The 11808-nt window shown below is 60.1% G+C and carries 11 protein-coding genes; 3 read left to right on the top strand and 8 right to left on the bottom strand.

The genetic code is table 11. The features are described from left to right. Nucleotides 1-124 precede the first annotated feature (124 nt). The 4 genes from V6L79_RS02055 to V6L79_RS02040 form a co-directional block, all read right to left on the bottom strand. Nucleotides 125-601: a glycine zipper domain-containing protein gene (locus tag V6L79_RS02055; RefSeq protein ID WP_048360548.1), complete on the bottom strand. Its 477-nt coding sequence runs from the start codon at nt 599-601 to the stop codon at nt 125-127. A gap of 316 nt (nt 602-917) precedes the next feature. After that, nucleotides 918-3266, bottom strand: coding sequence for an FdhF/YdeP family oxidoreductase (locus V6L79_RS02050; protein WP_261740193.1), 2349 nt, complete (start codon nt 3264-3266; stop codon nt 918-920). After that, a complete protein-coding gene (fdhD, locus tag V6L79_RS02045) occupies nt 3263-4102 on the bottom strand; it encodes a formate dehydrogenase accessory sulfurtransferase FdhD (RefSeq protein ID WP_338579751.1) in 840 nt (279 codons plus the stop codon). The genes V6L79_RS02050 and fdhD overlap by 4 nt, the downstream gene beginning before the upstream one ends. Nucleotides 4103-4196: 94 nt before the next feature. Then, nucleotides 4197-5084 (bottom strand): LysR family transcriptional regulator, encoded by an 888-nt coding sequence (locus V6L79_RS02040; RefSeq protein WP_261740191.1) that lies wholly within the window; start codon nt 5082-5084, stop codon nt 4197-4199. Nucleotides 5085-5188: 104 nt separating this feature from the next. Between V6L79_RS02040 and lysM the strand changes: the two genes are divergently transcribed. Next, a complete protein-coding gene (gene lysM / locus V6L79_RS02035; protein WP_261740190.1) occupies nt 5189-5629 on the top strand; it encodes a peptidoglycan-binding protein LysM in 441 nt (146 codons plus the stop codon). 160 nt (nt 5630-5789) lie between these two features. Here lysM and yrfG read toward each other — a convergent pair whose 3' ends face one another. Continuing rightward, nucleotides 5790-6452: a GMP/IMP nucleotidase gene (yrfG, locus tag V6L79_RS02030; RefSeq protein ID WP_321835043.1), complete on the bottom strand. Its 663-nt coding sequence runs from the start codon at nt 6450-6452 to the stop codon at nt 5790-5792. A gap of 88 nt (nt 6453-6540) precedes the next feature. Here yrfG and nudE point away from each other — a divergent pair, with 88 nt between their 5' ends. Further along, nucleotides 6541-7107 (top strand): ADP compounds hydrolase NudE, encoded by a 567-nt coding sequence (nudE, locus tag V6L79_RS02025; RefSeq protein WP_261740188.1) that lies wholly within the window; start codon nt 6541-6543, stop codon nt 7105-7107. After that, nucleotides 7104-7931, top strand: coding sequence for a 3'(2'),5'-bisphosphate nucleotidase CysQ (cysQ, locus tag V6L79_RS02020; RefSeq protein ID WP_321837326.1), 828 nt, complete (start codon nt 7104-7106; stop codon nt 7929-7931). The genes nudE and cysQ overlap by 4 nt, the downstream gene beginning before the upstream one ends. Before the next feature lie 104 nt (nt 7932-8035). Here cysQ and V6L79_RS02015 read toward each other — a convergent pair whose 3' ends face one another. The 3 genes from V6L79_RS02015 to V6L79_RS02005 are packed head-to-tail and all read right to left on the bottom strand — an operon-like array spanning nt 8036 to nt 11706. Next, on the bottom strand, nt 8036-8491 hold the full coding sequence (locus V6L79_RS02015) for a thioesterase domain-containing protein (protein ID WP_261740186.1): 456 nt from the start codon (nt 8489-8491) through the stop codon (nt 8036-8038). Nucleotides 8492-8503: 12 nt separating this feature from the next. Continuing rightward, on the bottom strand, nt 8504-9895 hold the full coding sequence (locus V6L79_RS02010; RefSeq protein WP_338579750.1) for a sigma-54 dependent transcriptional regulator: 1392 nt from the start codon (nt 9893-9895) through the stop codon (nt 8504-8506). Then, nucleotides 9895-11706 (bottom strand): ATP-binding protein, encoded by a 1812-nt coding sequence (locus V6L79_RS02005; RefSeq protein ID WP_261740184.1) that lies wholly within the window; start codon nt 11704-11706, stop codon nt 9895-9897. The genes V6L79_RS02010 and V6L79_RS02005 overlap by 1 nt, the downstream gene beginning before the upstream one ends. Nucleotides 11707-11808 lie beyond the last annotated feature (102 nt).

The following is an 11808-nucleotide window of genomic DNA, read 5'->3' as shown; positions in this document are numbered from 1 at the left end:
AGCTGCAGGTGCATGCAGTTTGCATGATTGACGCTAAAACCGGCGGGCGTAATGCATTGAAACAATTTAGCGAGAGAGGGCGTAGGCAAAAAAAACGGGAGCCTTGCGGCTCCCGTTATGCACATCAGTCGTCGTGACGGTGCTTGTTTTTGCGGTGGCCATACGCATGGCCACGGCCACGATGGTCGTCACGGTAGTAGCGACGGTTATCGCGATCACGGTAGCGGCGATCGTCGCTATCGCTTTTATTGCCCATGTAGTTACCCAGCGCGCCACCGGCACCACCGCCTGCGGCTGAGCCGACCAGAGCACCCGTGCTGCCGCCGACACTGCGGCCCAGCACGTTGCCGCCTGCAGCACCCAGTGCGCCGCCAATGGCTGCTTCGCCACGGCTGCGTTTGTCGGCACCCACGGCACTGCCTGCCGCGCCACCCACACCTGCACCAATTGCAGAACCGGTCGAGCCGCCGAGCTGTTGGCCAACCACGGCGCCAAGAACCCCGCCTAATGCGCCGCCTACACCGGCTTCGGTGGTGCCACCGGCCGAGGCAACGCCACTGACCAGGCCAAGGGACAACAAGAGAATCGAGGTGAGCTTCATAGATGAGCCTCAAAGAGATGACGGCGCGATCCTGAGGCTGCGGAGGTTGGCTGACAATCGAAATCCGACGAGTAACACGAGTTGTACGCAATTCTATAAGTTGTTGTTTTCACTAGGGAACTTATTGATTTTTTGATGGTCTGTTAACTAGTTCGGTGAGGCCGTTTCCGTAGGGAAACGGCCTTTTTTGTGCCTGAAATATGGATGCTGCTGGCTCTAATGTGGGAGCCGGGTTTGCCCGCGATGGCATCACTGACTTTTACCCGACAAGCCGTATCGCATGAATCGCGAGCAAGCCCGTTCCCACACCTGCCTATCAGCTGGCCTTTGCCATGATCAGTTTCGACGGGCTGGCCGCCTCCAGGCAAATAGCCACGAACTTGGAGGTAGGCGTGTGGCTGCCTTCGCCCGTGCTTTCCAGCGGCACCAACGGGTTGACCTCAGGGTAATAAGCCGCAGCTTGCCCTGCAGGAATATCAAACGCCAACAGGGTGAAGTTTTTGACCCGGCGCTCGTGGTGGTCATCCCAGATCGAAACGATGTCGACTTTCTGCCCCGGCTTGAAGCCCAGGCGGATGATGTCGGCTTCGTTGACGAACAGCACGTCGCGTTGCCCCTTGACCCCGCGGTAGCGGTCATCGAGGCCATAAATGGTGGTGTTGTACTGATCGTGGGAACGCATCGACTGCAAAATCAGGTCAGGCAGCTGGCCGGTGGCACGGGTACGGGCATCCACCAGATCCTGTGGCAGCACGTTGGCCCGGAAGTTGGCGCGCTGGGACGGCGTGTTCCACTGTCGCGCACCGGCCGAGTTACCCAGATAGAAGCCACCCGGATGCTGGATGCGGGTGTTGAAGTCCTTGAAACCGGGGATGGTGTCGGCGATCAGTTCGCGAATGCGCCGGTAGTCGGCCACTACCCAGCTCCAGTCAATCGGATGAGTACCCAGCGTGGCGGCGGCGATACCGGCAATGATTGAGGGCTCCGAACGCATCTGGTTCGACAGTGGCTGCAACTGGCCGTTGGAGTCGTGAACCATGCTGAACGAGTCTTCCACCGTGACCGCCTGCGGGCCTTCGGCCTGGATGTCGATATCGGTACGGCCCAGGCACGGCAAAATCAGCGCTTCCTTGCCATGCATCAGGTGGCTGCGGTTGAGTTTGGTACTGATCTGTACGGTCAGTTCGCAATTGCGTAGCGCTTGCGCTGTACGCGGGCTGTCCGGGGTGGCCTGGGCAAAGTTGCCGCCCAAGCCGATAAAGACCTTGGAGCGCCCATCCAGCATGGCGTGGATGGCTTCAACCACGTTGTGACCGTTTTCACGTGGCACCTTGAACTGGAAGCGCCGCTCAAGGGAGTCCAGGAAGGCCACTGGCGGGCGTTCGTTGATGCCCATTGTGCGGTCGCCCTGCACGTTACTGTGGCCGCGCACCGGGCACAGGCCAGCGCCAGGGCGGCCGATGTTGCCGCGCAACAGCATCAGGTTGGCGATTTCCTGAATGGTCTGCACCGAGTGTCGATGCTGGGTGATGCCCATCGCCCAGCACATGATGACGTTCTTGCCCTTGAGGTACATGCGGGCGGCGCGTTCGATATCCACCAACGTCAGCCCGGATTGTTCCACCAGGTGCTCCCACGAGGTGTCATCGAGGCTGGAGATATAGTCGAGAATACCTGCGGTGTGTTCATTCAAAAAGGTGTGATCAAACACGGCCGGCTCGCCTGCTGCCTGGGCATCGCGCTCCCATTGCAGCAGAAACTTGGCCATGCCGCGCAGCAGCGCCATGTCGCCGCCCAGCGCCGGGCGCAAGTAGGCGGTGTTGGTCGGACGATCACCGTTGGTGAGCATTTCCAGTGGGTGCTGCGGATGCTGGAAGCGTTCGAGCCCGCGCTCTTTGAGCGGGTTGACGCACACCACCTGGGCGCCGCGTTTAACGGCCTCGCGCAGGGGTTCGAGCATGCGCGGGTGGTTGGTGCCAGGGTTTTGTCCCAGAACGAAAATCGCATCGGCGTGCTCGAAATCATCGAACGTTACCGTGCCTTTACCGACGCCGATGCTTTGCGCCAACGCCACGCCGCTGGCCTCGTGGCACATGTTCGAGCAGTCCGGGAAGTTGTTGGTGCCAAACGAGCGCACAAACAGTTGATACAAATACGCAGCCTCGTTGCTGGCCCGGCCCGAGGTGTAGAACTCGGCTTCATTGGGGCTGGCAAGATTGAGCAGATGCCTGGCGATCAAGGCAAATGCGGCATCCCAACTGATGGGGGTATAGCGGTCAGTTTCAGCGTTGTAGCTCATCGGCTCGGTCAGGCGGCCCTGATATTCCAGCCAGTAGTCGCTTTGCTCAAGCAGCGCGCTGACACTGTGCTTGGCGAAAAACGCAGCATCGACCCGACGCTTGGTCGCTTCCCAGTTCACCGCCTTGGCGCCGTTCTCGCAGAACTTGACCAGGCCGCTTTCCGGCGAGTCGCCCCAGGCACAGCCCGGGCAGTCGAAACCGCCGTTCTGATTGGTCTTGAGCATCATGCGCAGGTTCTTCAGCGCGTTGTCGCTGGTCAACCAGGCTTGCGCCACACTGATCAGCGCGCCCCAGCCACCGGCCGGGCCTTTGTAGGGCTTGTAGCGGGGAGTTGGGGTTTTGTCGGCTTGATGGTGAGTGCTCACGGTTGATTCTCCTGCGCTGGGCTGTAGACCCGTGGCGCGCTTTTTTGTGGCAGATGAATAAGGTTGAGGTTGTGGCGCCGGGCCCATTGCAGCGCCAGGCCCGTGGGCGAGGACAGGCTGATCAGGGTCTGGATTCCGGCGCGCAGCACCTTTTGAATCAGCTCAAGGCTGCAACGGCTGGTAACGATCGCCGCGCCGTCAGCCAGATCGATGTTTTGCCGTACCAGCGCCCCGATCAATTTATCGAGGGCGTTGTGTCGGCCAATGTCTTCGCGGCCCATCAGCAACTGGCCCTGGCCGTCCATATAAACAGCCGCATGCACGGCGCCGCAGTGCTGGCCTAATGGCTGGAAATCACTGATGCGCTGGCGCAAGCCTTCAAGCCACTGTGCCGGTGGCAACGGTGCGCCGGGCAGTACCTTGAGGTCGGGCAGTGCTTGTTCGAGCGCTTCCACGCCGCATAGACCGCAACCGCTGGTGCCCGCCAGTTGTCGGCGTTGTTGCTTGAGGTTCCAGAACGCTCGGCTGGCGATTTCGACCTGTGCGTATTGGGCCGAACCTGCGCCCGTGAGCTTGAGGTCGTAGAGCTCGCTGGCGTCATGAATGATGCCGCTGCCCAGGCTGAAGCCGACGATAAAGTCCTCGAGGTCAGTGGGCGTAACCAGCATCACGGCCTGGTTGATACCGTTGTAGGCAATCGCCAGGGCGACTTCTTCGGCCAAGGCGGTTTGCGCACCGCTGCTGTGATCCAGGGTGACGTAGTCATAGTTCTGGCTGGCAGCAGGCGCGGGCGTAACAGAGGCGGGCGCCGCGCACAGAGGGCGCTTGGCGTTCATAAGGCAGTTCCGACAATCTATCGAGCCCTAAGCCTAGGCGCGACACAGTGTCGCGTCTAATCATCACTGCTGATCTATTGATAGATGGCGTCGATCAAGAGGCGGTTTGTGATTTCTGATAGAGCGCAAAACAGGCTTCGGCCAAGGCGGAGCGTGGCGCTTCGCGGCGCATGATCAACCCCAGGCGGGCCAGGGTGTGGGCGTCTTCGATGGGATGCAGGCGCAAGTGATCGGTCAGGGCTTCGAGTCCGCCTTCAAGGGGCATCACTGCGCAGCACAGGCCGCCGTGGACCGCTTGGATCAATTGATGAACGGCATCGGTTTGCAGCAGCGGTTGCGGCGTGAGGTTACGGCTGTGGAAGTTGTGGTCGATGGACTTGCGAAAATGCATGCCGCTGCTGAGCAGGCCTAGCGGTAACGTAATCAGGGCCTCCCAGCTCAAGGGTTGATCGCCAAAATTGAAATGCCGCTGGTCGTACAGCAGGCCCATGCGGGTTTCGTCCAGGGTGAGTGCGTCAAAGCGTTCCTGATCGAGGTGCTCAAGGTACGACACGCCGATGTCCAGCCGATTGCTGGCCAGTTGCTCGAGAATTTGCTCAGAGCTGAGCGCCGACAACTCGAAGCGCAGTTCGGGATGCTCCTGATGCAGGCGTTGCAATAAAGGCAGCGGATCAAAACTCGACAGCGGTACCACTCCCAGGCGCAGGGTGCCGATCAGATTGCCGCGACAGGCGGCCGCTTCGGCATGCAAGCCATCGTAGGCAGCCAGTACGGTACGGGCCCAGGCCAGCACCCGTTCGCCGGGGGCGGTAAAACTTTCGAAGCGCTGGCCGCGATTGACCAGATGCAGGTCGAGTTCCTGCTCAAGGCTGCGCAAGCGCATGGACAGGGTGGGCTGAGTGATATGGCAGCGGGCGGCGGCCTGGCCGAAATGCCGGGTTTCATCGAGGGCAATGAGGAATTTCAGCTGTTTGATGTCCATCGTCGCTCCAGGCGCAATTCAGTGGGCGATTCTAGCGTGCTTGCTCTGCTCAATGATGGTCTACGCTCACGGGTCTGGATATTTCAACCTGAGGAGCGTGATGAATGAGCATTTTCAGCTTTGTGAAAGAAGCCGGTGAAAAACTGATCAACCTGTTGACGCCGGGTAACGCCAATGCCAGTGAGGAACTCAAGAAGCACGTGCAGGAAGTGGGCCTGGGCAATCCGAATATCACCGCCACCGTTGACGGTGACAAAGTGACGGTCAGTGGCGAAGTGGCCACGCAGGAAGAGAAAGAAAAAATAATTCTGGCAGCGGGCAATATCGCGGGTGTGGCCAGTGTTGAAGACCAGATCACGGTGACCGGGCCTGTTGTTGTGGCTTCCCGGTTTGTCGTGGTGAAAGCGGGCGACACCCTGAGCGCGATTTCGCTGCAGGTGTACGGCAACGCCAATCAGTACAACAAGATTTTTGAAGCCAACAAACCGCTGCTCAAGGACCCGAACAAAATTTATCCGGGCCAGACGCTGCGTATTCCCGAGTAAACCTGCCAACTTGTAGCAGCTGCCGAAGGCTGCGTTCGAGCGCGAAGCGGTCGTTAAATCTGAGGCTGCGGTGTATCTGGCACACCGCGATTGCTGATTTTACGACTGCTGCGCAGCCGAACGCAGCCGCGCTGAGCTCGTCAGCTGCTACGAGCTCTGGTTACAGCCCTTCAAGCAACTCGCGATAGTCGCCTAGCGCGGCAAATTCTGCGGTGTCTTTCGGGCCTTTTTTGCTGTCGGGCTGTTTGACCGCCAGCAGGTGGGCTACGCCAAAACTTTGCGCGCTGCGCAGAATCGGCAAGGTGTCGTCGATAAACAGGCTGCGTGCCGGGTCAAAGCCGATATCGGCTTGCAAGGCATCCCAAAAGGCCGGGCTTTCCTTGGGGAAGCCGTAATCGTGGGAGCTGATCAGGCGTTCGAAATAAGGCGCCAGTTCGATGCGCTCCAGTTTCAACGACAATGAATCACGGTGCGCGTTGGTGATCATGATTACCCGCTTGCCTGCCTGTTTGATCGCGGCCAAAAAGGTATCAGCGTCCGGGCGCAAGGCGATCAGGTGGGCGGTTTCGAGCTTGAGCTCGCGCACCGGGATTTTCAGCTCGCTGCTCCAGAAATCCAGGCAATACCACTTCAACTGTCCAGCATTTCGCTCAAACAGTGGCGTCAGCTCCAGATCGGCCATTGCCCGGCTGATGCCATGCAACTCGGCATAGCGCTGGGGCAGGTGTTCTAGCCAGAAGTGATTGTCGTAGTGCAGGTCGAGCAGCGTGCCGTCCATATCGAGCAGCACGGTATCGATGTCGCGCCAAGGTAAAACGGTCATGCAAAACTTCTCCTACGGGTGAAAAATTTCCGACACAGACAATCGGAAAAGCCGGGTTATAGTACCCCGTTCATATTGAGGAGCCGCTATGCGCCAAAAACCCACCGTACTTGCCCGTGAAATTGTTGCCAGTAGCCGATTGTTTCGGGTCGAAGAAGTGCAACTGCGCTTCTCCAATGGCGTTGAACGCACTTACGAACGGTTGGTGGGGCGCGGCAATGGCTATGGCGCAGTCATGATTGTGGCAATGATCGATGCCGAACACGCGATTTTGGTTGAAGAATATTGCGGCGGTACCGATGAGTACGAAGTGTCTTTGCCTAAAGGCCTGATCGAGCCGGGTGAGGATGTGCTGGCCGCAGCCGAGCGTGAGCTGAAGGAAGAGGCTGGCTACGGCGCTCGCCAGCTTGAGCATTTGACCGAACTGTCGTTGTCGCCTGGCTACATGAGCCAGAAAATCCAGGTGGTATTGGCTACCGACCTTTATGAAGAGCATCTGGAAGGCGACGAGCCAGAGCCGATGCGCGTTGACCGAGTCAACCTGCGTGAGCTGTCGAGCCTGGTGCTCAACCCGCAATTCAGCGAAGGCCGCGCGTTGGCGGCGCTGTATCTGGTTCGTGACCTGTTGACCCAGCGCGGAGTGTTCCAACCGTGAGTGATTTGCCGCATCCCTTGCTTGAAGGCGTCATCACCCTGGCCCATGCCGCTGGTGCCGCGATTTTGCCGTTCTGGCGCGCGGGCGTTGCAGTCACTGCCAAGGCCGATGATTCGCCGGTAACGGCTGCTGATCTGGCGGCGCACCACGTGTTGCTCGATGGCCTGACGGCGCTGGACCCGAGCATTCCGGTGCTGTCGGAAGAAGACGCCAATATCGCGCAAGATGTGCGCGCGGGCTGGACGCGCTGGTGGCTGGTTGACCCGTTGGATGGCACCAAGGAATTTATTTCAGGTAGCGAAGAGTTCACCGTCAATATTGCGCTGATCGAGCAGGGTCGCGTGGTGTTTGGCGTGGTTTCGATGCCCACCAGTGGTCGTTGCTACTACGGCGGGGCAGGTTTGGGTGCATGGCGTGCGGATGCCGATGTCGTTGTACCGATCAGCGTGCGCAACACCCCCCCTGCGGGCGAAGCTTTGACCGTGGTTGCCAGCCGTCGGCATTCTAGCCCCGAGCAGGAGCGTTTGCTGGCCGGGTTGAGCGAACAGTTGGGCGAGTTGCAACTGACCAGCGTGGGCAGTTCGTTGAAGTTTTGTCTGTTGGCTGAAGGGGCTGCCGATTGTTACCCGCGTCTGGCGCCGACTTCGCAATGGGACACTGCTGCTGCGCAGGGTGTGCTTGAAGGTGCGGGCGGCGTAGTGCTGCAACTGGATGGTAAACCGTTCAGCTACCCGGCCCGCGAGTCGCTGCTCAATGCATCGTTTCTGGCGTTGCCGGCCAAGGCGCCGTGGCGTGAGAAATTGCTGGACCTGGCACAACACTGATCCTCATCTGTGGGAGCGGGCTTGCTCGCGATGCGGACGCTGCGGTCTTTCAGTTAAACCGCATCGATGCCATCGCGAGCAAGCCCGCTCCCACATAAATTCAATCAGCGATGCAGCACGTACTGCCCGCTGAAGCGCACCGCATCTTCCCCGCCCTTGGCATTGATCACCCGTGTGTCGAGGGTCAGCCGTGCGCGGCCGTGGCGTTTGTACATGGCCACAAACTTGTTCCAGGCTGCGTCGCCGGGCGCATCACACAGTGCGATGGCGTCCTGGGTCACAGGCAGCGGGTAGCTGATATGACCTTCCTGAATCACGATATGCCCGTCCTCGATCCCCGCCTCGCGCAGACTCAAGTGCAGCCAGCCCCAGCCCGCCAATACCGCGCCGCAGTACAGGCTGCCGCCAAACATGGTGCTCTTGTGGTTGATATTGGCCGCAAGGGGTAACTGCAAACGCAGTTGCCGGTCTTGCCAGCTCAATACAGTGAGGCCCATTTCACGGGTGAGCGGGATGTCGTGATGGAGTATCGATTCCAGATAACGACTGTCGCGGTTCATGCAATGGCCTCTTTAATCAAGTTCATCAGGGTGTGGATGGCTGGCGCTATCGAAATTCAGCCCGTGCTTGCGCAGTTTGTCGTGCAAGGTTTTACGCGGCACACCCAAGGCTTCGGCCAGGCTGCGCATGGAGCTGTGGGAGCGCTCAAGCTCGGCGGCAATCAGGCTTTTTTCAAAGTGTTCGACCTGCTCGCTCAGGCCTCCTGGCACTCCATTACTCGCCGATGGCTGACCACCAGCGGAGTCGTCCAACGCCAGTTCAAGGCCCAGGGCGAAACGCTCGGCGACGTTCTGCAGTTCTCGCACGTTGCCCGGCCAGTTGTGCCGCAGTAACAGCGCCCGTTGCGCCGGTTGCAACACGTTGGGCGTCAGGTCGTGGCGTACGCTGGCTTCGCCGGCAAAGTAATCAAACAGCATCAGGGCGTCTTCACCCCTTTCACGCAAGGGCGCGATACGTAGAGGCGCAACGTTCAGCCGGTAATACAGGTCGGCCCGGAACCGCCCTTGGTCGGCTGACTGGCGCAGGTCTTCCTTGGTGGCGGCGATTACCCGGATATCCAGCGGGATCAATTGATTGCCGCCCAGCCTTTCAACCACGCGCTCTTGCAGCAAGCGCAGCAACTTGACCTGCACATCCAGGCTCATGCTTTCGATTTCATCGAGAAACAGGGTGCCGCCGTTGGCAAATTCAAACTTGCCGATCCGGCGTTTTTGCGCGCCGGTAAAGGCTCCCGGCTCATGGCCGAACAGCTCGCTTTCAACCACCGATTCCGCCAGCGCCCCGGCATTGATTGCCACGAACGGGCCGTTGCGCCGACTCGACAAGTCATGCAGCGCCCGTGCGACCACTTCTTTGCCGGAACCGGTTTCACCCAAAATCAGCACGTCGGCCTTGGTCGCTGCCAGCGCGCCGATTTGCTCGCGCAGGCGCAACATGGCTGGCGACACGCCCACCAGTCGCGTGCTCAGTAACTGGCGATCACTCAGGGCCAGACGCAGGCTGCGGTTATCCAGCACCAAGGTGCGCAAGGCCAGGGCACGGCGCACACTGTCGAGCAACGCGTCGCTGGCAAAGGGTTTTTCAAGGAAGTCATAGGCACCAGCACGCATGGCCTGCACCGCCAGTGGCACATCACCGTGACCGGTGATCAGCAGCACCGGCAGTTCCGGGTCCTGGCCATGCAGTTGAGCGAGCAGCTCCAGCCCGTCCATGCCCGGCATGCGGATGTCGCTGACCACCACGCCCGGCCAGTCGCGGCCGATGCGCTCGGCAAGACCGTTGGCTTCGGCCAGCGGCAATACGTTGAGACCGGCCAGATCCAGGGTTTGATACAGGGCCTGGCGCAGGTGCGGGTCATCATCGATCAGGATGACCTGAACGCTTGGATCGATGGGCTGGCTCATTACCTGGAGTCCTCCGAGGCTTGCAGACTCACGCCCGGCGCGCCGGCGCGCAGTCGTAAGGTAATTAAAGCACCGCCTTCCTTGTGGTTGGCGAATAACAATTCGCCGCCAAAGGCACGGATCAGCGTGTCGCAAATGGCCAGCCCCAGGCCCAAACCCTGGGTGCGGGTTTTGGTGGTGTAGAACGGCTCACCGGCACGGCCCAACGCCTCAAGGCAAAACCCCGGCCCGTTGTCGCGAATGTACACAGTGACGCCTTCCGGGGTCGATTGGGCACTTAACCACAAGCGCCGTGGCGGGCCTTTTTCCGTCAGGGCATCGAGGGCATTGGCCAGCAGGTTGCCCAGCACCTGGCGCAAGCGGGTCTCGCCGGCTTCGACCCACAACGTGGCGGCGGGCAAATCGCGGATCAGTTCGACTTCCATGCTGCGTCGACGCTTGGCCAGCAATGCCAGTGCATCGTCCAACGCCGGTTGCAGGGCGACGCTTTCCGGCGCATGGCGATCACGCCGGGCGAACGCGCGCAGGTGGGCAATGATCGACGACATGCGCCCGGTCAGTTCATTGATCAGCTTGAGGTTGCCGCGTGCGTCTTCGATGCGCTGGTGATCGAGCAGCACTTCAGCGTTTTCGGCGTAGCTGCGGATGGCCGCCAGCGGCTGGTTGAGTTCGTGGCTGATGCTGGCAGACATGGTGCCCAGTGCTGACAACTTGCCAGCCTGCACCAGATTGTCCTGTGCGAGCACCAGTTCCTGTTGCGCATGTTCGCGCTCCAGCACTTCTTCACGCAGCAGCCGGTTGAGCCCTTCAAGATCACTGGTGCGCTCTGCCACACGCATTTCCAGTTCACGGCGGGCCTTGGCCTCAAATGCGATCCGGTCCAGGTAATGGCGCCGACGCTGCATCATCAAGCCGATCAGCAGCATGACCACCAGCAGGGTGGCGCCACCAATGGCCAGCACCGTGCGCACCGAACGGTCGATCAGCGTACGCGGGGCAAGAATATTGACACTCCAGCCGGTCTCGTCGATTTTTTGGGTTTGTACCAGCCAGGCATTCAGGTCGAGGTTCAGCGGCTTCGGGTCGCGAGTCGGGTAGGGCAGGATGGCGAAGATGGCCTGACGCTCTTCTGCCGACAACTCGCGGGTCGCTCTAAAGCGCCATTCCGGGCGCGAGGTGAGGACTACCACGCCGTTGTTGTCGGTGGTCATCAGTTGCTCGGGGGTATTGCCCCATAACTGTTCGGTGTGGTCGAGATCGACCTTGACCACCAGTACGCCGAGTTTTTTATCTCCGTCGAGTATCGGTGCCGCGAAGTAATAACCGCGCTTGCCGGAGGTGGTGCCCAGCCCGAAGAAACGCCCCAGTTTGCCCTCCATCGCCTCGCTGAAATACGGGCGAAAGGCGAAATTGCGGCCGATAAAGCTGTCGCTTTTATCCCAGTTTGAGGTGGCCAGGGTATCGCCGTGGGTATCCAGCAGGTACATGACCACGGCACCGGTCTGGTTGCAGATGCCATTGAGCAAGTGATTGGCCTTGGCCTGTGCCTGGGGATTTTCAGGGTTGGCCAGCACGTCGCGCAGGTCTGGCAGTTGGCCGAGGATCTGCGGCAGTACTTCATAACGATGCAGCGTACCCAGCAGGTTGGCGACGTACAGGTCGAGAGTCTGGCGGTTTTGCCCGGCCAGTTCACTTCGGTAATAGCGCTCGGCCAGGTGCTGCAACGGCCACAACAATGGCGCGAGGCACAACGCCAACAAGGCCAGGCTGCGCCAGCGGGGTCTGCGAGGAACTGAGGAGGAGGTGATCATCGGGAGGCTGCGCCGCAAGAGTACGGCGCAGTATACCAATGCAACGCCTGTAGCCGCTGCCGAAGGCTGCGATGGGTTGCGCAGCGAAGGTCCTGCGGACCT

The organism is Pseudomonas sp. ML2-2023-6 (genome assembly GCF_037055265.1).
Lineage (GTDB): Bacteria > Pseudomonadota > Gammaproteobacteria > Pseudomonadales > Pseudomonadaceae > Aquipseudomonas > Aquipseudomonas kulmbachensis.
This window is presented reverse-complemented; position numbering and strand designations above follow the sequence as displayed.